This window comes from Sulfurimonas paralvinellae (genome assembly GCF_014905135.1).
GTDB classification, from domain to species: Bacteria; Campylobacterota; Campylobacteria; order Campylobacterales; family Sulfurimonadaceae; genus Sulfurimonas; species Sulfurimonas paralvinellae.
Genome location: NZ_CP041406.1, coordinates 58,392 through 81,145, shown reverse-complemented (window position 1 = coordinate 81,145; position 22,754 = coordinate 58,392). Strand labels below are relative to the sequence as shown.

Annotated in this window: 20 protein-coding genes and 1 tRNA gene; 11 read left to right on the top strand and 10 right to left on the bottom strand. The window is 41.0% G+C overall.

Features of this window, described 5'->3' with window-relative positions; all coding sequences use genetic code 11:
* Positions 1–39: 39 nt before the first annotated feature.
* Positions 40–1,629 (top strand): methyl-accepting chemotaxis protein, encoded by a 1,590-nt coding sequence (locus tag FM071_RS00395; protein WP_193111023.1) that lies wholly within the window; start codon positions 40–42, stop codon positions 1,627–1,629.
* A gap of 6 nt (positions 1,630–1,635) precedes the next feature.
* Here FM071_RS00395 and FM071_RS00390 read toward each other — a convergent pair whose 3' ends face one another.
* Positions 1,636–4,434, bottom strand: coding sequence for an SUV3 domain-containing protein (locus tag FM071_RS00390; protein ID WP_193111021.1), 2,799 nt, complete (start codon positions 4,432–4,434; stop codon positions 1,636–1,638).
* 37 nt (positions 4,435–4,471) lie between these two features.
* Between FM071_RS00390 and FM071_RS00385 the strand changes: the two genes are divergently transcribed.
* The 4 genes from FM071_RS00385 to FM071_RS00370 are packed head-to-tail and all read left to right on the top strand — an operon-like array spanning position 4,472 to position 6,792.
* Positions 4,472–4,801, top strand: coding sequence for a hypothetical protein (locus tag FM071_RS00385; RefSeq protein WP_193111020.1), 330 nt, complete (start codon positions 4,472–4,474; stop codon positions 4,799–4,801).
* Complete coding sequence (locus tag FM071_RS00380) at positions 4,782–5,096, top strand: DUF309 domain-containing protein (RefSeq protein ID WP_226960539.1); 315 nt, start codon at positions 4,782–4,784, stop codon at positions 5,094–5,096. The genes FM071_RS00385 and FM071_RS00380 overlap by 20 nt, the downstream gene beginning before the upstream one ends.
* Before the next feature lie 51 nt (positions 5,097–5,147).
* A complete protein-coding gene (locus FM071_RS00375; RefSeq protein WP_193111016.1) occupies positions 5,148–5,969 on the top strand; it encodes a mechanosensitive ion channel family protein in 822 nt (273 codons plus the stop codon).
* Positions 5,970–5,991: 22 nt separating this feature from the next.
* Positions 5,992–6,792, top strand: coding sequence for a DUF481 domain-containing protein (locus FM071_RS00370; protein ID WP_193111015.1), 801 nt, complete (start codon positions 5,992–5,994; stop codon positions 6,790–6,792).
* A 21-nt stretch (positions 6,793–6,813) separates the two neighbouring features.
* Here FM071_RS00370 and FM071_RS00365 read toward each other — a convergent pair whose 3' ends face one another.
* Positions 6,814–7,920, bottom strand: a complete 1,107-nt coding sequence (locus FM071_RS00365) for an MFS transporter (RefSeq protein WP_193111013.1) — start codon at positions 7,918–7,920, stop codon at positions 6,814–6,816.
* Positions 7,921–8,109: 189 nt separating this feature from the next.
* Between FM071_RS00365 and FM071_RS00360 the strand changes: the two genes are divergently transcribed.
* The 4 genes from FM071_RS00360 to FM071_RS10690 are packed head-to-tail and all read left to right on the top strand — an operon-like array spanning position 8,110 to position 13,300.
* Positions 8,110–9,606 carry a B12-binding domain-containing radical SAM protein gene (locus FM071_RS00360; protein ID WP_193111011.1) on the top strand — a complete coding sequence of 499 codons (1,497 nt, stop codon included), beginning with the start codon at positions 8,110–8,112 and terminating at the stop codon, positions 9,604–9,606.
* 17 nt (positions 9,607–9,623) lie between these two features.
* Entirely contained in the window at positions 9,624–10,247 is a 624-nt protein-coding gene (locus FM071_RS00355) for a transglutaminase-like cysteine peptidase (RefSeq protein ID WP_193111009.1), read from the top strand.
* The gene (locus FM071_RS00350) at positions 10,244–12,163 is read left to right on the top strand and encodes a bifunctional diguanylate cyclase/phosphodiesterase (protein WP_193111007.1); all 1,920 of its coding nucleotides are present in this window, start codon (positions 10,244–10,246) and stop codon (positions 12,161–12,163) included. Before FM071_RS00355 ends, FM071_RS00350 begins: the two co-directional genes overlap by 4 nt.
* A gap of 54 nt (positions 12,164–12,217) precedes the next feature.
* On the top strand, positions 12,218–13,300 hold the full coding sequence (locus FM071_RS10690) for a methyl-accepting chemotaxis protein (RefSeq protein ID WP_193111005.1): 1,083 nt from the start codon (positions 12,218–12,220) through the stop codon (positions 13,298–13,300).
* A gap of 6 nt (positions 13,301–13,306) precedes the next feature.
* On the opposite strand, the gene FM071_RS00340 is transcribed toward FM071_RS10690, so the two are convergent.
* The 7 genes from FM071_RS00340 to FM071_RS00310 form a co-directional block, all read right to left on the bottom strand.
* Positions 13,307–13,753, bottom strand: a complete 447-nt coding sequence (locus FM071_RS00340; protein ID WP_193111004.1) for a hypothetical protein — start codon at positions 13,751–13,753, stop codon at positions 13,307–13,309.
* Complete coding sequence (locus FM071_RS00335) at positions 13,753–16,122, bottom strand: fatty acid cis/trans isomerase (protein WP_193111002.1); 2,370 nt, start codon at positions 16,120–16,122, stop codon at positions 13,753–13,755. The genes FM071_RS00340 and FM071_RS00335 overlap by 1 nt, the downstream gene beginning before the upstream one ends.
* 34 nt (positions 16,123–16,156) lie before the next feature.
* Positions 16,157–16,639, bottom strand: a complete 483-nt coding sequence (locus tag FM071_RS00330; RefSeq protein ID WP_193111000.1) for a methyltransferase family protein — start codon at positions 16,637–16,639, stop codon at positions 16,157–16,159.
* Positions 16,612–16,699 (bottom strand) — tRNA-Ser (locus FM071_RS00325). The genes FM071_RS00330 and FM071_RS00325 overlap by 28 nt, the downstream gene beginning before the upstream one ends.
* A gap of 32 nt (positions 16,700–16,731) precedes the next feature.
* Positions 16,732–17,295, bottom strand: a complete 564-nt coding sequence (locus tag FM071_RS00320) for a histidine phosphatase family protein (RefSeq protein ID WP_193110999.1) — start codon at positions 17,293–17,295, stop codon at positions 16,732–16,734.
* A complete protein-coding gene (gene cobS / locus FM071_RS00315; protein WP_193110997.1) occupies positions 17,292–18,020 on the bottom strand; it encodes an adenosylcobinamide-GDP ribazoletransferase in 729 nt (242 codons plus the stop codon). Before cobS ends, FM071_RS00320 begins: the two co-directional genes overlap by 4 nt.
* Complete coding sequence (locus FM071_RS00310; RefSeq protein WP_193110995.1) at positions 18,017–18,514, bottom strand: bifunctional adenosylcobinamide kinase/adenosylcobinamide-phosphate guanylyltransferase; 498 nt, start codon at positions 18,512–18,514, stop codon at positions 18,017–18,019. Before FM071_RS00310 ends, cobS begins: the two co-directional genes overlap by 4 nt.
* A 68-nt stretch (positions 18,515–18,582) precedes the next feature.
* On the opposite strand from FM071_RS00310, the gene FM071_RS00305 reads away from it, so the two are divergent.
* The gene (locus FM071_RS00305) at positions 18,583–20,505 is read left to right on the top strand and encodes a DUF1538 family protein (RefSeq protein WP_193110994.1); all 1,923 of its coding nucleotides are present in this window, start codon (positions 18,583–18,585) and stop codon (positions 20,503–20,505) included.
* Between the two features lie 12 nt (positions 20,506–20,517).
* Positions 20,518–21,339, top strand: a complete 822-nt coding sequence (locus FM071_RS00300; RefSeq protein ID WP_193110992.1) for a mechanosensitive ion channel family protein — start codon at positions 20,518–20,520, stop codon at positions 21,337–21,339.
* Between the two features lie 4 nt (positions 21,340–21,343).
* Here the strand turns inward: FM071_RS00300 and FM071_RS00295 are convergent, their stop codons facing one another.
* Positions 21,344–22,717 carry a chloride channel protein gene (locus FM071_RS00295; protein WP_193110990.1) on the bottom strand — a complete coding sequence of 458 codons (1,374 nt, stop codon included), beginning with the start codon at positions 22,715–22,717 and terminating at the stop codon, positions 21,344–21,346.
* Positions 22,718–22,754: the final 37 nt, after the last annotated feature.

Here is a 22,754-nt window from a genome sequence, read left to right as displayed (position 1 = left end):
TAATACTACTAGCTTAGAAAATAGACCTCAGGACTCATTATGCTTGCATCGGTAAAATCAAAAGTTATTCTCTCCATTGTCACACTCAGTATTGTCGGACTTATCTCCATTAGTTACTATCTCTCTGCAACACTGCATGAACTCTCCAATACAACAGCGAAGAAATCACTCAAAATGTTAAGCGAGTCCATCTTTCAAACAATGACGACAAGCATGATGATGGGAGATCCTGAAGTTGTTCAGAGCGCTTTTGAGAATGCCAGAAAGATTGAGGGTATTGAGCATCTTGATATCGCCAAATCAAAAGCGGTTATTGAAGTGTACGCTCCTGAAGAAAAATTCACATCCGATACACTGATTCGTGATGTCCTTAACAATAAAACGACAAAAATTCTTGAAGAAAACAAAAACGGACACCATACTATTCGCATGATAAAACCGATGGTAGCAGAAAAAAGATGTCTGCAGTGTCACTACAATGCCACTGCAGGTAATGTCCTTGGAGCAGTTGACCTTGTAATTTCTCTAGATAAAAATGACGCTGAAATCAGCGAGACCAATATGACACTGATTATCTCGCTTATCATTGCCGGTATACTTTTTGCCATAGTTGCTCTTATCTTCTTTGCCCGTGAGATCTTTACACCGCTGGCAACACTCAAAGCCAAGATAGCTGATCTTATCAGTGGAGACAAAGACCTTACAAAAAGACTTGAGTACAAAAATGGCAATGAGTTTGGCGATGCCGCCAAGGAGGTCAACAACTTTATAGCGATGATTCAGGGAACCGTGAACGATGTCAAACATCTAGGAGATCAGAATAAAGCAATAGCCAGTGAAATAGCAACGGCTTCGCATATTATTCGTAAAGGCACACAGCAAGAGCAGGGTATCGTTGACAAGACCGTTACAAAAAGTGAAAATATTCAAGAGATTTTAAATTTGACTATCGAAGCAGCTGCAGAGACTCAGAAAAAGATACAGGTATCCGAAGAAGAACTTCTCAGCGCAAAAGACTCTCTCAGTGCTTTAAGCCGGGAAGTTGTCAATGTTGTTGATTCAGAAGCACAACTTGTTGAAGAACTTGCCACCTTAAAAACCGATGCAGACCAAGTAAAAGATGTACTTAATATCATTCGTGAGATTGCGGAGCAGACCAATCTTCTTGCTCTCAATGCCGCCATCGAAGCAGCACGTGCCGGTGAGCATGGACGCGGTTTTGCCGTTGTTGCCGATGAGGTAAGAAAACTTGCAGAACGCACGCAAAAAAGCCTTGGAGAGATTGATATCTCTGTCAGTACAATCGTTCAGTCCATCAATGACATCAGTGAAAAGATGACAGATAATGCCAAAAATATCGAAGCACTTTCAGATATATCGGAAGATGTGAATGACAAAATCAATACCACCACTCAAGCGATGGAAAGTTCAACGGCAGTAGCGGAAAAATCTGCACAGGACAGCATGAAAATGAGTCAAAGCATTCAAGAGATCATCAAATACATCTCTGATATAGAAGCACTTTCAACAGCCAACAAAACAAGTGTTCTGAGCATTGAAAATGACTTGGAGAGATTGGTAGCGGTGGCTTCTTCACTCCAATCCACAATAGACGAATTTAAAAGCTAACAAACATTAACGGGGAGAACGCCTTTGTCCTCTGCCTCTATGTGTATAATGCTTCTTAAAACATGACTGGCAGATCGCATACTTTGAGTTGTACGGCAGCGGAGCTGAGCAGAGCTTGCAAGATTGAACAAGCTGGGTCTGTTGCAAAGTATTCTCTATGTATCTGTTAAGCACTCCACGATACTGCCTTGCTTTCTCGGCATCTACAAAATAGTCTTCAAATCTGTATGAAAGCCATAGATAGAGCGATATCTCCTTTACCATATCTTCAGCCCGCAGCAGTTCATCAGATGTCTGCGCATAAACCCCTTGCAATTTCGGCGGATGATAGTAAACCGGCTCTTGTTTTTCCAATGCATGGATATAACTCTCATAGGCTTCGATAATGTAGGAAGACTTCAGTGTAAGCGGTGCACAGGCAAGATGATACTTCGTCGCGATATCCAGATCATACGAATCCACTATGCGTGAGGCTTCGAGCATATCATCCAGACTTGCCGCATAAAAAGGACCGTTGAACTCCATATTTTTAATGAAAAAGCGTAAGATCTCCTCTAAGGAGTTCTCTTCTAGGATGGAGCTTACCAGCTTAATGTGATCGAGCGAAGCCATGACTTTAAACGGTGTCCCTATCTTTTTGGGCTCTTTTGAGAAGTTTTTCTTTAAAATACTCAGGGCTTCTTTGTTCAAAGCGCCCACGTACCCATTTTCATGCAGGCCGTAACGCCCTGCTCTTCCGGCAATTTGTAAAATTTCCGAAGGAAAGAGATTGCGCTGCGTGATGCCGTCGAACTTTTCCGCTTTTGAGAAAAGTATGGTTTTAATAGGCAGGTTCATACCCATCGCTATGGCATCGGTAGCGACAAGGATCTCTGTCTCACCCTCACGAAAGCGACGCGCCTCTTCCCGTCTGACCTCCGGGGAGAGATTGCCGTAAACAACACTCACGTTAAAGTCTGCCGAGAGTCGCTGTTTGAGTTTGAGGACATCTTTTCTACTAAAAGCGATAACCGCCGTCGCTGCTTCGATGTTTTTAAAATCTGTCGGATGCTCTAAAAGCTCCAGCGGATTCTTTCTCTCAAACTCTATGATCTCCAACTCTTCTCCAAGATAATCCGCAAGTGCAATGACAGCCTCTTTTACATTGGGCGAACCTGTCATTATCACTTCCTTGGCAGGTGCGCCGATGATCGCATTTGCCCACGCCCAACCACGGTCACGGTCATCTATCATCTGCACCTCATCAATGACACAGACATCGACATCGACATCATAGTTCATCATCTCTATCGTCGAGCTGATATGTGTCGCTTCTTCATCGAGTATCTGCTCCTCTCCTGTAATGAGTGAAGCATCGATGCCTTTTGACCGCAGCGTTTCATAACCCTCCAGCGCCAAAAGTCGCAAAGGTGCCAAATAGTAGCCCGTATCGGCTTCTTCCAATTGCTTCATGGCTGTATATGTTTTACCGCTGTTGGTCGGTCCTATGTGAAGCGTAAGTTTTCGTCGCATACCTCGTGCGATAGGAAAAAGGTTCTTAAAATCACGGATCGTACGTGCCAAAAGCTCCTGTCGCTGTTTCTTGATGAGTTCACCCTGTATGGACTGAAGGAATCTTCGTGCCACTTTTCGATGGATCTTCTGCGTGAGATGCAGTGATCGCGGCATAAAATCCAGTAAAAAAGCATAGATGCGCTCATGCAGTTCCTCTTCGCTGAAGTGTAAAAGCTCTGCATACCCTCTGCACTCCTCTACCAAGGCTTCCAAAGCATCTAAAAAGCTCTCTTCATACTCTTTTTTAACATCTGCACGAACTGCATCGAAATTAAAACGCTTCGATTCCCATATCTCTTCAAGCACGCCGTCAAGCTCAATCGAGAGCTCCAGATTATAAGTCAACTCTTTTGATGAATAAGGCAGCTGCAGCACTTCGTCGACAACGATCAAAAGCTCCTGAGAATGCACTTCTATCTCTTTTGCTTCTATCTTCTCACGCACTATCTTCTTTAAGACCTTCGCACTGATAAGCGGATATGCCAATGTCGTCTTTGGCGGTGAAGCCCGTAAAGAATCTATTATCTCCTTTGTTGTCAAATAAGCGTGAGGATATTTCAGTGAAGCGAGAAATGCATCAATACTCTTTTGTTTTGCTGCAACTGCCTGCATCTTATCTTCACTTATCTTAGCCGCTAATGCGTCAAAATCACTCTCTTCGATAAGTTCATACGAATAAGGCTTCGTATGCAGTGTAAGGATTTTATGAAAACTTTGATCATACAGAGAGTATTTCAGCGAAGCATTGAACTCAAAACTGTCATCAATATCAAAGATACCTTCAAGCTCACGCTCCAACTTCTCTTTTTTTAACTCGAAATGGATATGTCGCAGCTTTGATTCCATCTTCTCTATTGTGATCTTTTTGGCACGTACCGTTGCAAATGCCTCACGCAGACGGAGTGCTTCTTCGTCGTTTACATCCAGTTCTGCGATGATCGCATCGATCTTTTCTTCCCGATTGAAATGAGGTTCGTCTTTTGGTTTTTCTGATTTATAGACTCTGCCGTCAGCTTCAAAGAAGTGCAAAATATCCTGCCGCATAGTACTCTCAGCCTCTGACCATATCATTCGAAGGGTCTTTATCATCAGTTTTTTATTATGTTCTATATCGTAGATGCCAAGGGCTGCAAAGAGTTCACTCAGTGTCTTGCTCTCGACTCTCTCTATACCCACATCAAAGGGGTCGTCATCAAAATATTTTCGTATTCTTTGGTTAATCTTACTGTTTTTTTTATTCTTTTTTGCCATACTTTGATTATAACACAAGTTATTATATAATTTGGACATGAATTACCCTGATGAATGGACTCAAAAAGAGTTCCTGGAAAACAAAAAGCGTCTTGAAAAAGAGGGTGTTGCCGTCGTTTTGGTCGATACTATTCTCTCACCAATTGAAAAGGCAGACACCATTACCTACAACCCTTATGAGCTCAAGCAGTATCCGGAGGGAAGCATCTTTGTCTTTTACTGTGACACAGGCAAAGCGACAATGGACAGACTCAAAGAGTATAAAGAAAAATTTCCGCAACATCACTGCATCTCCTTAAAAGGTGGCAGAGGATACTGGCGGAAAAATATGCAACTGCTGGATGAAAATGACACAAATAAAGATTGATGAATTTGCCAAATGCCTCCGTGAGGAGCGTTTTTACGACGCACATGAGGCATTAGAAGCACTCTGGTTTCCACGCCGCAGCGAAAAGAGTGCCGAGGTCATGCTAATCAAGGGGCTTATCAACGCAGCTGTTAGTTTTGAACTTATAAAACGAGGCAGAATCCCTCAGAGTAAAAAAGTATGGCAAAACTATCTCAAATACCGCCAATTTCTTTTCAAAATTGACTCCCCGTATCTCAACGACTACTATCAGCTTTCACGAGATGTAGAACTTTTAGCACAAAAACTCAACTAGTTGTTTATGAGATTCCGTTATAATTGAACAGTTTAAACAAAAGGATATTCTATGGACATAGATATTGTAAAATATAAAGAGCTGGCGCTTATGTACGCCAGTGAATATGGTCTGAAGATCATCGCCGCGCTTATCATCTTTGTCGTTGGTAAGTGGGCAGCGACAAAACTTACTGCATTGATAAAAACAATGATGACAAAAGCAGCAATTGATAAAACTTTAGTTGAGTTTAGCGAAAGTATCATCTACTTTACTCTGCTTCTTATGGTTATTATCGCCGCATTAAATCAGCTTGGCGTCAATACAACTTCATTTGTAGCGGTATTTGGTGCTGCTACTTTGGCTATTGGTCTGGCACTGCAAGGCTCTTTTTCAAACATCGGGGCAGCGGTACTTATCATTTTGTTCCGTCCTTTTAAAGTTGGTGATGTCATCGAGGCTGCAGGTATAACGGGAGAAGTGACCGATATCAATCTCTTCTCAACTATTATCACCCCTATTGACAAACGTATGGTCATCGTACCGAACTCCTCCATCATCGGCGGAAACATCACGAACTTCTCAAACAGAGATACAAGAAGAGTCGATCATGTCTTTGGTATCGGTTACGATGATGATCTCAAACTTGCAAAAGAGACGCTGACGGAAATAGTCAATGCTGACAAGCGGATTTTACAAGATCCTGCACCATTCGTTGCTGTGACAGAACTGGCAGACTCAAGTGTAAACTTCGTTGTACGTGCTTGGACAAGTACAGATGATTACTGGGATGTTTACTTCGATATGCTTGAGACCGTGAAACTCACTTTTGATGCAAAAGGGATCTCCATTCCGTATCCACAGATGGATGTGCACACGGACAAAGAAAACTAACAAACACAAACAAAGGAAAAAAATGAAAAAAATTTTACTCTCTGCAGCAGTCATAACAACTGCTACATTGGCACTTGCCGAAGATGTAAAAGTAACGCCACTGACAACACATACAGAGTTTGGTTACATAGAAACAAATGGTAATACAAAAACAAAAACCTTCAACCTCGATGCAAAAGCAGAAAAAAAATGGGGCAAACATGAGGGCAAAGCACATTTTGACGGTCAGTATGCAGAAGACAGCGGTACAGAGACGAAAAACAAGTACATCCTTGAACTCAACTACAACTACGCATTTACAGACAGATTTGCATTTGACTATCTTGTCGGTTATAAAGTAGACAAGTTCTCAAGTTATGATTATCAGTTCTATACCGGTCCCGGTGCAGAGTACAAAGCTATTGTAACCGAGCAGCACAAACTCACTCTTAGCGGAAATATCCTCTATTCACAAGACCAAGGAGCTGATATCAGGTACGCCGATGCAGCAAAAACAGTTGTCATTGACTATCCAAATGCTGACAATCTTCCTGTAGCGGCAATAGATTATGGTAAAAAAGATGACTATGCTGCTTACAGATTCAAAGGTGTTTATGACTATCAAATTACAAAAACGCTCAAGTTTGGTCAGGAACTTTCTATCAGAGGACAGATCGATGATATACAAAACTACTTTGGTTATTCAAAAACATCTCTGAGCTCTAAGATCTCTGATATATTCTCAGCAGGTATCAGCTATAAAGCCGACTATGTAAACCAGCCTGCATCTGATAAAGAGCATACAGATACGACACTTACGCTCAATCTCATTATGGATTACTAACAAACACTTTTTTTGTGAGTCTCACGCAAGTGAGACTTGCCCTCTTTTATATAGACTTACCATTAGTAGTGCCCCCAAAGCAATAAACGACGAACTCAGAAACAGATAATCGGGATAGTACTCATAAATGAACCCCGCCAATAAAGCACCGCCCAGACCGCCAAGACCGTAGGTGATGCCTGAGAAGAACTGCTGTGCAAGACTTTTGTGTTTGTAGTGAGAAAAAAGATAACTTATCGCCGCAGAGTGAAAGAGCGCAAAAGAGAGCGCATGCAGCGACTGTGCAAAAAAGAGCACTTCAAGTGTCGTCGGATAGGCAAAGAGTAAAAACCATCGAATTACTGTTGCAAAGATGGTCACTTGCAGTACAGTTAAAAGAGTGCCGCGAAGCAAGCGTCCCTGAAAAAAGAGCATCGCCACCTCAACGATAACACCAAAACTCCAAAGATAAACGGTCATATCCAAAGAGATGCCTCTGTCTGTCTCATATATGGTAAAAAAGTTGTAAAAAGAGCCAAAGCTCATCTGCATCAACAAGAGCCCAAACCATAACTGCCAATCTTTGAGTAAAGAGATATCGTTGTGATATTTCTCGGAATTTTTTATATCGTTCGTGCTCTCTCTTTGTACCAAATAGCCGGCCATCGTCATAACGAACGTCATGGCAAAGAGAAAATCAAGAGCGACATATGCCGAAGATAAAAATCTCACAAGCAACAAAGCCACAATGATAAAGCCAAGCGAGCCAAAGAGTCTAACCTTGCCATAATGCTCTTTACCGATAGTATCTAATGCAATCAACTCGACATAAGGCAGTATAAGTGCCAAACCTACACCAAGAGCAACATTGGACAAGAGCAAGAGGTAAAAATGCTCCAATGAGAGATAAAATGACAAAGCACTGACTACAGTAAAAACAAGAGAGACCTTGAAAATAGCTGCGTTTAGCTGCAGTCCTTTAATGAACAAAAAGGGTAAAATAAAACGAATGAGTGGAGCGGCAGCGAAAATAATACCTATCTCACTCGCACTGTAACCCACACCGCTCAAGACCTTCGGTAAAAAGATAATATAGATGCCGACAATGGAAAAATAAAAATAATAAAAGAGACCAAGTAAAAAAAACATAGTGAATTATAGTATATTTACCTATGATTTACTTATAATTATTATAATTTCAACATCTCAATTATGTTTTCCCCCTTTCATAAGCGAGACATATACTCCTATAAATTTTTAAAACAGCCAAGTTTTCCCCTTTTATTTCTCTTGGCTGTTTTTCCTCCAAAAACAGATTTTTTATGTTAGACTTCTTTTATGAAAATCATCCTAAGTACGCTTAATTCCCGTTACACCCACTCTGCCATAGGGCTGCGTTATCTTTATGCAAACATGCAGGAGCTACAGACAAACACGCAGATACTAGAGTTTAGCATCAACGATGCCGTTCAAAGTGTCGCTGAAAAACTGCTCGATGAAAATCCCGGCATCATAGGTCTTGGTGTCTATATCTGGAATGCTTCAGAGATACACGAACTTATCCATATACTCAAAAAGATATCCCCTGAGACAATAATCGTTCTTGGTGGCCCTGAAGTCACTTATGAACCTTTTCGGGTTGATTTTTCACTGGCTGATTATATCATCCAGGGTGAAGGGGATCTCGCCTTTTTTGAGCTTTGCCGCAAGATACAAAAGAGGCAAAAGAGTGAGCGCATCATCCGTATGAGCATCCCGGACCTCAAAGCTATAGCCCTGCCTTATGAGTACTACAGTGACCATGATATCGCCAACCGCTACATCTATGTCGAAATCTCACGCGGCTGTCCTTTTGCATGTGAATTCTGCCTCTCTTCCATGGATGAAAAAGTACGCGCCTTTGATCTTGATGTAGTGCTTAATGAGTTTGACAAGCTCTGGAGCAGAGGTGCTAGGAATTTCAAGTTCGTTGACAGAACGTTCAATCTCAACATGAAAGCCGCAAACAGAATCTTAGACTTCTTCTTGGAAAAAGAACCACCCTACTTTGCCCACTTTGAAGTTATTCCCGACCATTTTCCTGAAACTCTGCGTGAGAAGATAAAACGCTTTCCTCATGGTGCACTGCAGCTTGAGATCGGAATACAGACACTCAATCTCGAGATTGCCAACAATATCTCACGCAATCTCAAACTCGACAAAATACAGGAGAATATCTCCTTTTTAGAGAATGAGACGACAGCCCACATTCATCTCGATCTTATTGTAGGATTGCCGGGAGAGAGCTTGGAAAGCTTTGGAAACAATCTTGATAAGCTCATGGAGCTCAGCAGTTGTGAGATTCAGATAGGCATACTTAAAAAGCTCTCAGGAACACACATTAACCGCCATGACATTGAGCACGGTATGGTCTACAGTGACATTCCTCCCTATGACATTCTCAAGAACAACCAACTGAGTTTTAAAGATATACAGATCATGAAACGTTTCGCACGTTTTTGGGACCTCTACTACAACAGCGGCAACTTCAAAAACTCTCTTGTTCTTTTATGGCAGGACGAGAGCGTCTTTAAAAATTTTTACGCTTTTTCACTCTGGATATATGAGCAAACCGATTCCACTTGGAAAATCTCACTGCCTCGTCTTGGAGAACTGCTCTTTACCTACCTCACGCAGGAGAAAAATATTCCACAAGAGAGCGTTGCTATACCAATGCTGGGTGATATACTCAAGCTCAAAGGACGCGCCGTTCCTCCATATTTGAAAGCTTATGCGAAAGATTTTAAAACAGAGGCAAAACTAGGAACATCGGGTTTTAATAAAAGACAGCAATAAATTGAGTATAATAAAACATGTCTTTTGTGCAAAAACTCCTCTTTTTTTTATTGTTACTTACGGCCTTATTAGATGCGGATAAGCTCATAGATACAAAAATAGAGAATGCTGCACTCGAAAAATACGGTTCTTTTGCCAAAAACAGATTTGTCGCCATCGACAAAGACCTGCTAACCAAACTCCAATCTGTCTCAGATATCAAAAAACTCAACACTGTCAACACCTGGGTAAATTTCATTCATTACAAGAGTGACAAACAGCTCTACGGCGTAAGTGACTACTGGGCGACACTCTACGAGTTCATCGGAAAAAATGCCGGTGACTGTGAAGACTACACTATAGCAAAATATTATATTCTCAAAGAGCTTGGCATAGATCCAAAGAGAATGAAATTTGCTTATGTAATCTACAAAGACAGACGAGGCAGAAAAATATCGCATATGGTCCTTGCCTACTTCAAGGTAGCCAAGCCAAGATCAAAAGATGATATTCTCATTTTAGGCAATAACAACAGGCTCGTGCTTCCGGCATCCAAAAGACCTGATCTAATTAAGGTAATTAAAATGATAAATGGTGACACCGGACCTAAATCGAAAAAATGGAAAAAACTCGAAGCCAATATGAAAAGGAAAAAATTATGACTCTCTTTAAACAGATGGCCCTGGCTCTCTCTCTTTTAATTATAATCATCTTGGGCTCTGTTATGGCCATAAACTATGAAACAGCCAAGGAAGATATGCTTGAAAGTCTCTATCAGACAACTGTGAACAACATCTCGTCACTAACAAACAAACTCTCAGAGACAGGTGGTGAACCTGCCGTTATAACAAGCATTATCGATTCAGAATTTGACAGCGGTTACTATAAACGTATCAAGTTTATCTCCAACGATGCAAGCTTTAAGTACGAACAGGTTGATAATGACCCTATAGAAAATGTTCCTGAGTGGTTTGTAAACTTTGCCGACATCCATCTCAAACCGGTAACAGCAGATGTCACTTCCGGCTGGAATATCATCGGAACTGTGACCATCGAAGCAGACACTACAATAGTGTATGAATCTCTTTATCAGATATCTCGCAAACTCTTCTATCTTTTTATAATTTTTGTCACTGTCTCTTTAGTGCTTCTAAACATTTTGCTGCATTATATTCTCAAACCTCTCAAGCGAATCCAGCATCAAGCCGAAGCCATCCTTAACAATGAGTTTGTCATTGAAACAAAAGAACCTTATACGACAGAGTTCAAAGAAGTATCTCACGCAATGAATGCCATGGTGAAAAAGGTCGAAGAGATTTTCAACAAGGCCAATGAGGCCGCCAAACGCAACAAAGAGCTGCTCTATAATGACCCGGTAACAAAACTCTATAACAGACGTTATCTTATGCTTCGCCTGCCGGAACTTCTTACACTTGAAACAAAAAATCAGGGCGGCAGCATCCTGCTTGTGGCACTCAATGGCGCAGATATTCTCAATAAACAGCTTGGACGCAAAGATGCAGATGCCTTCTTCGCTGCTTTGGCACAGAACTTCATAGAAGAGTGTGAAGACATCGAAGAAAAGGTCATAGCCCGCGTCAACGGAACAGAGTTTACACTTATGCTGCCTGATTGCGAATCATATCTCTCAGAATCCATTGCACGCAGTATTTTTGAGTGCTTTCTCGACCTTGCAGACGATCATGGCGTTGACACGTCAGTCGTCTATATAAACATCGGTATTTACAGATACAGACCGGGGGTCTCTATCAGTGATCTGCTCACACGCGTGGATGATGCTCTGACAAAAGCAAAAGCGGATGAGCGTCAGCATATCTATGTATATGAAGAGAAAAATGAGAAAAACGCCCTGCCAAAAGAGCAATGGAGAAATATCCTTGAAGAATCCATCGAAAAAAATTATTTCAGTCTGAAATTTTGGCCTACGATGGATGTCAAAACAAAAACCGTCAATCACAAAGTAATGACCTTCACTATAGACGACGGCAAAGACAAACAGTTTTATTATGGTGATTTTATCGCACCGGCTATCAATCTTGGTCTCGTTGGCAAAATGTATCTTGTAACACTCAAGGATCTTCTGACAAAAAGGCATTCTGAACTTACAGGCACTATCTGCTCCATCCGACTCTCAAATGAATTTCTTAAAGATTCAAAGGCCTTTGAAGAGCTCTCCAAGCTCTTTTATCACTATGGGAAAAAGCTTGACTTCAAACTCTCTTTTGAGGTAGCAGACAGCTTTGCAATCCATAATACGGCGACAGTAAAAGGTTTTGTGGATCTCTTCAAAGAGTACCGTTACGGTTTTGGCATCAATGCCTTTAGTGGTGAGAGCAATGACTTTCACTATCTTAAAGAGCTTAACCCGGAGTTTATAAAAGCCGATGTCTCCTTTTTACTCGATCAGACAGAGGAGTCCATGAACTCACTTGAAGTTATCACAAAATCACTCGGTATAGATCTGATTGCCACATTTGTAAAAGACAAACAGGAACTCGAAACATTGCAAAAACTGCACATTGACAAAGTACAGGGACCGATTACGGACACTTTTTAGTATAAAAAAGTCATTTATGAGTTATAATAAACAAAATCAAATAAAAGGATAGTGATGTTTGGATGCAGGGATAAAGTAGAAAAACTTGAAAAAACATACGAGGATAGAATTCAGACTTTAGAAGAAGAAGCGCAAAGACTCCGAGATGAGCTGTCTCATCTGCGCTCTATTAAAGAAGCTCCAAAAGAAGATGAAGATCAAAAAAAACTTTTAGACCTCATTATAAACAGCTACAGTGACGGTACCAAGTTTTTGCAGGCAACAATCGAAGACAACCTTTTACAGCTTGAAGAGATAAACGAACTCAATGCCAAAACAAATGACAGAATGATCAATGTTGAAGCACAAACCTCTGAGATCGCTTCTACTATCGAGAATATTCAAGAACATGCCAATACACTTGGTGACGATTCAAATTCACTCAATGACAGTGTTATGTCCATCGCAGAGATCATCAATCTCATCAAGGACATCTCCGATCAAACAAACCTTTTGGCCCTCAACGCTGCCATTGAAGCGGCTCGTGCCGGCGAACATGGACGCGGTTTTGCCGTTGTTGCCGATGAGGTAAGAAAACTTGCAGAACGAACACAAAAAGCAACGCAGGAAGTAGAGATCAATATCAACGGCCTCAAACAAAACTCCAACTCCATGATGGAGATAAGCAACACCTTTATAGATGAAACATCCAAGGTTATGGAGATCATTGAAACCTTTAGAGAGAACATCAACAAAGTTGTCGACAATTCAAATGAGATCAAAAACAAAACATTGTCACTCACGAATGAGTTCAATGTCAGCAATGGAAAAATCGACCATATCTCCCTAAAGATCATAGGATACAAAGCAGTTATGGCACACAGAGAAGAGAGCATAGCCGATGAAAACAGCTGTCGATTCGGTAAATGGTTCAACACAATCTCTCATGACCTTCTCAAAGGAAGCTCACATCTGGGCAATATATCAAAACACCATGCTACAGTTCACCAAGGTATCAAATCAGCTATGCATGACGCAGCAAACGGCAATATGAGTGCAGCTCTTGAAGCACTCACAAAAGTTGAACACTCAAGTGAAGAAGGATTCATTGAATTGCTTCAGGCAGTCAAAGAAGCAACTGCAAAAAAGGACAACTAGCCCTAGCTAAATTCCCCGCGAATTCAGCCCCTTTGTCAAAGAGTCATTTATCTCTCTGACATATTCGGGGTTGCGTTTTTCCAGCTCTTTATCAAAATTAACAATGATATCTTTATCTGTATTTGGATGCCTGCAGATTCGCAGTAGTATCTCTGAGTAGATGTCAAAATCAGGATGACAGCGTATACCGAGTTTTGACGGGATATGTCCATGATATTTTATGATGGCATCGAGTGCTTCTGAAAGCTGCTGATTCGTTGCATTTTTGTCACGAATGACCGACAGAAGTTCTTTTAACTCATGCTTTGGCTTTGGTTTACTCGGCTGCGTATAAACCTTTTTCTTTTGCGTCTTCTGTTCCTTGCCAAAAGGCATATAAAGAAAAAAAACGATTAAAATTCCCAAGATGACAACCAACCCCATAATGGACTTTATCAATAAAACAATATCCATTACTGAGCTTTTTTCCATGGAGTAGGTGCATACCGATTAAGATCGTACAAGCCTGAACGGATAGGCTCTGTTTCATTGAAGTGCTTTTGGAACCAATCATACACTTTCCAAAAATCTTTATCTGAGCGTGAGATGAAGTACTTTTTCAACTTCTCTATATCTTCATCACTGCCCTGCATATTTTTCATAAGATCTATAAAATCTGCCAGCTCTGTAAACTTTACAATAACAAAAGCATTTGGGTACGATCCTACATTGTCATCCAGAATATCCATCGTATCTTTTGCCGGATTTAGGCGGCTCTCTTCGTTAAAAAGAGAGTTTACATTATCATGCCATCGATTAATGACAAGATTTTTTGTTATATATGTTCCATCAGGCATATCTATACGTAAAAATATATTGTTCACTACTTGGTAGGTCATATATCTGGTAAAACCACTTCCCGGCAGTGTCATAGAGCGTGCTGCTTCGATATAATCCTCTGTCGTTTTCAACTCTTTTGGCATTTTTGGAATCGGTTTTGTCGGATTTTTAAAATTCAATGTATCAAACTTTATACCGGTGCTTTTTAAAATGCGTTTGTCAAGAAGTTTGTTAATAAATTCATATTTTGGATATGGTGTTTTAAAATCAATTGCATTGCCGATTTTTTCTATCTCCCGGTATTTATAATCATCGACACTGCTGTCATTTATGTACCACGATTTGAGCATTGAAAGTCGTTTTTCTTTTGGCATATACGATAAAAAGTTCAGCTCGCCTTCCATACGTAAAAAGTCCATATAACGCCTGATATTTGTCTGATGTGACACATTTCCAAAGACATCGTAACCGGCGACAAGCGCATAATAAATACGTTCGAACTGTGCATAGTCAATGACCCACATCGTCCGCGGTTTCTCTCCTAAAATACCTTTGCTTACGGATGCACTGTCAAAATGTCTGTAGACAGTAAGGAGAGGTGCGTCTGAGGCTTTTTCACCCGCCCAAATCGATTGCAGAGGCAGACCTTTTTTGTAAAGTCTGTTCGCTACTCTTTTCTTTGCTAACAAATAGTTTTTATAACGCTCTCTATAAGCATCACTAAATGTCTCCATGAGTCCATTGTCGACTTTTTCTATAGGCAAAGAAAGATTTTCAATCTGTGAATCTATAAACTCCGGATGGATAACGGCAATATCATACTTTGGATCTTCAAACATCACCCAAAAATGATCATGAATAACATTGAGTGCCATCTGACCACGGCAGACAGGACCGCGGATAAAGGTCATAATAATATAGTGTGCATTGTCAAGTAAAAATTGATAGCGTGAGCGCGCCGGAATTTGTTTAAAGGCGACAAAAGGATTTGCACTTACCTTAGCATCAAAAGAGATGAGATGAGGGTTTTCCCGCCACTTTGGTTGTATAAAGAGAGTGTTAAAACGCGAAAGCGCAGCATTGTCAAACAAAAAGACCATATGTGTTTTATGAACGATCGTTGTATGCAGTTTTACAAAACGATAATAAAAGTGATCGACCTCCGGATCATCAAAAGGCCTTCGTGTAGGAATGACTTCTGCTTTTTTTCCGCTTGGCGTGTAGGATCGTACCAGCTGAAAATACTCCCCTTTTGCCGATGGAAAATAGATATGTGCAAGATAGAGATGCTCATAGAGATAACGTGCTGTCATCTGATGTTTGGCGTCAGGAGCATTGAAAAACTTTTCCCACTTTGTTATCTCACGCAAAGCAGCTGGAGAAGGTGTCGTCAGCTTTTTCTGTTCTTTGGCATTTGGTCCTTTGGCACCTTGAGCGAGCCACTGTGCAACTGTCATGTACTCTTTGTTTGTAAGCTGTGGAAAACCGTATGGCATTCCGTGATTTGGCTTGTCATCAAGATAATCTGCAAGTTCTTCTTTATTTTTCGGACAGCTGAGTTCGTCATGTTCAGGTGAATAATCACCAATGATTTCAGAATGCATCTTTTTGTCATAAAGAAGATGCATCATAATCGAATCATTATGAGTGATGTTATTCTCTTTTGACTGCGTGAGCGTAAAAAAGCCTTTTTTTCTCCACTCTTGTGTTGTTTGGGCATCAATGAACAGACGAGTAGGATCAGCGGCACGCAACCGAGTGGCATTATAAACCGCCATTTTACTCGCTCCGCGATCTATACCCTCAAAAGAGCTGAACTTTGCCTGGCAAGGGGAGTTATAGCAAGAGTGGCAAACGACACAGCGTTTGTCCAAGACAGGCTTGACATCCGTAAGATAATCCACTGTTTTATCTGCTCTTTCAACAGCCACCGGTTTCGGAATAGGAGCACTACAGGCGCTCAATAAAAGAATAAACACAGCACTAAGAAGATAAAACCGCATACACCTGCCTTTTCATTTAGTCTATTATAGCAAATTAAAAGAGAAAAGGAATCAGCCGTTTTGTCCGCTTTTTGTAAGCTTCATACACTTCACTGTGACACTGCCATAAATGTTCTTCATACGTGAGCTTCACAAGCAGGGTAATCACTAATAAAAGATAGAGCACAAGTTCATAGTAACTAAAATAGATCACAGTGATACCAAGCATCATCAAGAGTACTGAAAGATACATAGGATGCCGAACATAGGCATAGATGCTATGAGTAACGAGTTCACAGCTCTCCTTAATATCAGGGCGAATATTAAAGTTCCCCCTTTTATGCGCACCAATCGCCAAAAAACCAACAATCATACCGACTGCTGTTATAAAAAGACCGGGATAAAGATAGAGTGTATGTGACCCAAAAGGTAATAGCATTAAAAAAATAATGAAAAACTGTAAGAAGACTAAGATTTTACTTTTCATGGGATGATTATAGCATAAGATTATGGTGGACAGCGTGGGATTCGAACCCACGGTGGATTGCTCCACACCCGCGTTCCAGGCGAGCGCCTTCGACCACTCGGCCAGCTGTCCTTTGTTTGAAGAGTGACATTTTAGCCAAGCTTTTATTTAATAGTGCTAAAAGTTTGTAAATCCGTATCAAAAACAGTAGCCGAAGCATATGGAACATCGATGCAGAAAGCTTCTTCAAGCGAAAGGTCTTTCACAATAGCCATCAATACACGGATAACACCTGCGTGAGTAATAACTAGAACAGTGTTAGCATTTTGTTTTGGCAGATACTCTAAAAAGAAGTGTTGTACTCTTTTCATATAGGCTTCATAAGGCTCGCCATCGAGCGCTTCTATCCATTGCTCAAAATTTTCATACTTTATTTCCCCCTCGGTAATTATCTCATCGAAACTCTTACCCTCATGTCTGCCCCAGAACTTCTCACGCAGTTCTTCTATAAATATTGCATTTTTTGCCTGTATAAAAGGAGCGAGTGTCTGCCGTGAGCGTAACAGGTCCGAAGCGTACACCAGATCGAACAGTTCATCTTTCAAAAGTGCTGCCAAAGCCTCTGCCTGCTCAATGCCTCTGCGTGAGAGTCCTATGTCGATATGCCCATTATATTTTTTATGATACTTCTCATCGACTTCTGTATGACGCACAAGTGTTATCTTCACGCAAGGCCCAAAATGATTAAGTTCAGCAATAATAACTCCGTCACTTCAATGGTAAAACCATAGATATCACCGGTAAAACCGCCATAACGTTTTATAAAAAATCGTTTGACAAGTAACAGCAGCACAACTGCACCGATCAACAAAAACCATCCGTTATATAAAAAAATAAATAGCAAACTATATAATGATGCCATGAATACCTGAGTGCTTTGCAGCTCTTCTTTGGCGATTGTGCTCATTCCGCCGGATACATAAGGGAAAAAATAGATGCAAAAGACAATCATTAGGCGTGGTAACAACAGGACAAGAGGCAAGAGCGCATAGGCATAATTTGGCAGAGCGACAAGCGAAGAGGCTTTTAAAATAAGAAACACAACGCTGAACGTCACGCCCATACCACCGTTATGAGGGTCTTTCATCACTTCCAAAGCTCTCTCTTTTGGCACAAATAGCCCATCGATTGTATCGGCAAAACCATCGAGATGCAGTGCCCCTGTTAAAACAACCCACAGAGCAAAGATAATCGCAGCAAGATGAAAATGAGGAAAATATGACATTAATAGAGCATAAACTCCATACAAAACAGATCCCAGAATGAAACCTACAAGAGGATAGAACATCACGGCATAGCCGTTGATGCCTTTGTAAAAGTCATGCACTCTAAAAAACGGCAGTGTCGTCAACATTGAGAGCGACAATGCAAACCCTTTTAAAACCTTGCTCATTTTATTTTTGTTGCGATACCTGCAACGACATGATAGACCTCATCACACTCAGCAGCAACCAACTGTGCTATCTTGCCATTTACATCGACAAACTTTCTCGCAAGTGCATTTTCAGGTATAACACCGCAGCTAACATCATTGATAACAAAAACAACATCTCTCTCTTGCATCATCACCTTGTTTATCTCTTCTTGCATATCCTCAAAAGATTTTTCATGATAGAGCATATTGTTTACCCAGACACTTAAACATTCCACCAAAACAGCGGTTTTTTCATGTTTTTCTATCTCATCTGATAGTACCAATGCTTCTTCAACCGTTATGAAGTTATCACTGCGCTGTTTTTGATGCTGCTGGATTCTCTGCTTTGTTTCATCATCAATAAACTCGGTAGTAGCGAGGTATACCGGCTTTGCTTTTGATATCTTTTGAATGTACTTTTCCGCATTAAGAGATTTTCCACTCTTAATTCCGCCTATAAATAAAACTTTCATTCTATAAGTATAGCAAGAATCATAGTAATTTTTGTTATTATTAGATTAAAAAAACAGGGGTATAAAGTTTGTTAAACATCCGAACCTTTTTACAACTGCTAAAAGAGTCTTTTCGAGACCTTTTGCCTATTGTTCTTGTTATTATGTTCTTTCAGCTCGCCATTATCCAAAGCATACCTGAACATTGGCTCTCCACTGCCATCGGCCTTGCCATAGTCGGTGTCGGTCTGGCAGTATTTTTACTTGGACTTGAAGTTGGTATCTTTCCAGTTGGTGAAGGGCTTGCAAGTGAATTTGCACATAAAGGCTCAACCTTTTGGATGCTTATCTTTGGCTTTATGATAGGTTTTGGTACGACAATCGCCGAACCGGCACTTATTGTCATTGCCGATAAAGCCGCTTCTATCAGTGACGGACGTATTGATGCAACAATCTTACGAACTGTCGTTGCCTTTTCTGTCGGCTTTGCTATCATCCTTGGTGTCTGGCGTATCATCAAAGGCCATCCCATCCATTACTACATTATCAGCGGCTATATATTGGTCGTTGCAGCAACTGCCTTTGCACCACAGGAAATTGTCGGTCTAGCCTATGATCTTGGCGGTGTGACAACATCAACAGTAACCGTTCCTCTTGTTGCCGCCCTTGGCATTGGCCTCTCCTCAACCATTAAAGGACGCAATCCGGTTCTTGACGGATTTGGACTCATTGCCTTTGCCTCACTGACACCTATGATCTTCGTACAGCTTTACGGCATTGTCGTCTATGAATTCGTCGACCCAACACAAACACTCCTGCCTCCTGTTATTGAAAGCATTGAAAAAGTAGAGATGCAGTTCGATCCACTCACACTTTTAAAAGGTCTTTTAGGTGTAGTCAGTGATGTTATTCCCATACTTGGTGTCATTCTCTTCTTCCAGTACGTGATCCTGAAAAAGAAGATAGAAAATATCAAGCAGGTCATCATCGGTTTTACTCTTGTTATCATTGGTCTCGATGCCTTTATTGTCGGTTTAGAGATGGGGCTTTTCTCAGTTGGTGAGACTATGGCCTTTGAGCTGACGCAGTATGACAACAACATAATCATCTACGCTTTTGGTTTTCTCATCGGTTTTTCCACAACTATGGCGGAACCCTCTCTTACCGCCATTGCACGCAAGGCAAAAGAGATCAGTGACGGCAGGATCAATGACTTCGTTTTACGCATTTTCGTTGCCCTTGGTGTTGCCATCGGTATTGCACTCGGGGCATACAGAATCGTTGTGGGTGGAGAGATCGTCTACTATATTATGGCAGGATACCTCTTTGTTATCGTGCTTACTTTTCTTGCACCAAAGTACATCGTTCCTATCGCTTACGACAGCGGCGGAGTAACAACCTCTACAGTCACTGTTCCGCTTGTTGCAGCCATCGGTCTCGGTCTTGCAACAAATATACCCAATCGTGATCCGCTCATAGATGGTTTCGGGCTGATTGCTTTTGCTTCTTTGTTCCCCATGATAACGGTCATGCTTTATGGTCTTATTACCGAAAGGATGGGTGTCAAAGGTGAACATGAAAAAGAAGAGCTGCACATGAATGAACTGCGACATGCACTCGAAGATGTCCACAATATGAAACTCTCAACCATCAATGTCGAAGGGACAGACAAATCACACTCTTATGACATGGCCTTTTCTGCCGTGCATGTTATCGTTCCAAAAGAAAAAACCCAAGAGGCGCTTCTTGCCGCACGTGAGGCAGGAGCACGCGGCGTAACTATTATGGAAGCCCATGGTATGGGTTTAACGCAGATGGACAACTTCTATAACCGTCTGCACACAAATGCAACCGATTCCAACCTGATGTTTATAACAAAGACAAAAAATGTCGATAAAATTATAGAATCCGTTATGACAAAACTCGATATTACAGGGCAAGGGCATGGACTCACTTTTTCTTATCCCGTCTCACATATCAAGGGATTGCGACTAACAATGGATGATCTTTAAAGGAAACAAAAGATGAATGAACAATTACAGAAAATAAATAAATTTTATGATGTGATGATGGAGTTCTTAGCGAACTATTCACTGCAAATCATAGGTGCTGTTCTTATTATGGTCATTGGTGTTATAGCCGCAAAATATGTCCATAAGATAACCCTGCGTCTGTTACTAAAGAAAAATCTTGATGAAACAGTTAGTAAATTCACTGCAAATCTGGTACGTTTTTTAGTTATCGCCATGATGGCTGTGTTGGCGCTTGGAAAACTCGGCATCTCAATCGCTCCATTTATTGCCGCACTCGGTGCAATCTCACTCACAGCCGGTCTCGCACTCCAAGGAAGTGTTTCCAACTTTGCAGCAGGCATCGTTCTCATCATCACGAAACCCTTCAAGATAGGGGATACGATCACTATTCATGATGTCTATGGAGAAGTAGAAGATATAAAACTTGCCTACACCGTTTTGGTTAATGAAGACGGCGAGCAGATAACCATCCCTAACAAGTATATGATCGGTGATATTCTTGTAAACTCATTTGCCTTTCGTATAGTCGAGGGAAGTGTCGGCATCGCTTACGACAGTGATGTAACACACGCTATAACAACAATAACACAAACGCTCAATCAACACAAAGATATCAACAAAGAGAATGAAGCGATAGTAGGTATAGAAAAATTCAATGACAGTTCTATAGATATCGCTTACAGATACTGGGCACCGACAAAAAGTTTCTTTAAAACACAGTATGAAGTCAACTTGGGAATTTTCAATGCACTGCAAAAAGAGAATATAAGCATTCCTTTTCCGCAACGTGAGGTACGAATGTTACAAGAATAGAGTTCTATTTTTTCTTGTTCTTTTTATGAAGCTTTCTTCTGAGCTTCTCGATCTTATCCATCTCATGCTCTTCAAGCGAGATGTTGATATGCTCTACCTCTTCACCTATCTTCACACTCAGCATCTCTGACTTTCTCATTGCCAATATCTGTGATGAAAAAATACTTCTATGCCCAGAAATCAAAAAGCTGATAACTGCTGCAAGAGCGGCATAATGGGCGATATCTATTCCAAACAGCTCAACAGCCATAATCGTTGATGCAATAGGCGTGTTTGTCGTTGCCGCAACGACGCTCACAAACCCAAGTGCTGCAAAAAGAGGTATATGTTCAGGAGAGATGACAGAACCAAGAAAATTCCCGCTTGTCGCTCCGATATAAAAGATAGGAGTAATGACACCGCCGCTACCTCCGGCACCCAAAGAGAGTGAGGTAAAAATTGTTTTTAGAATGAATGTATACCAGTGAATATTTTCTGAGAGCATCGGGTTTGGATTGAGTGCGTCACTGATAGTACCAAGCCCCAATCCAATGTACTGCTCTCCAAAAACGAGTGTCAATCCGACAATAACAAGACCACCAACAAATGCTTTAATATAAGAGCTGACCTTAATTTTTTTAATATAGCTGTGAGTATGGGAGATTGCTGTTATCGTCAGATCAGAGACAAAACCAAAAAAGAGTCCTGCAAGAACAACTTTTAGAATAAGTACCAGATCCAAAGAGACATCTTGGAAAAAGTGCAGGTCATAGTAGGTATACTCAATTCCCAAAAACTGCGCTGTTGTAAAAGCCGCAAAACCGGCGATAAAAGAAGGTAAAAGTACATCATACATAATAACACCGATGATAAGCACTTCCACACCAAATATCGCTCCGGCGATCGGTGTTCCAAAAACAGTAGCGAAACCTGCACTGATACCACAGATGACAAGTTTTTTTCTGTCTTGTTTATTAAATTTCAGCAGTTTTGAGATAACAGAAGCCACACCTGCACCTATCTGTGCACCCGGTCCCTCTTTCCCCACAGAACCACCGGCAAAGATCGTCAAAACCGTTGTCAAAGTTTTTACTGGAATGACAGAAACATCTATTTGCCCATCTTGTTTATGCACGGCTGAGATAACCTTCTCCGTTCCATGCCCTTCGGCACTTGGTGCAAAGGTTTTTGTCAACCAGACACTCAAAATCAATGCAAGAGGAAGAAGATAGTAAAAATCAAAAGGAAGTAGCGAGCGTGAAGATTCGCTATAGGCTAAAATATTTAAAAAAAGCGTAACGGTCGCTCCAATTGCGACACCGATGATGGAAGACAAAACTACCCACTTGGCAACACTAAAGAAAATGGCTGTCTGCTCTGTTGCATGTTTTCGTATCATCTTTTTTTATACTTTCTAGTTATTTACGGGTATCTGT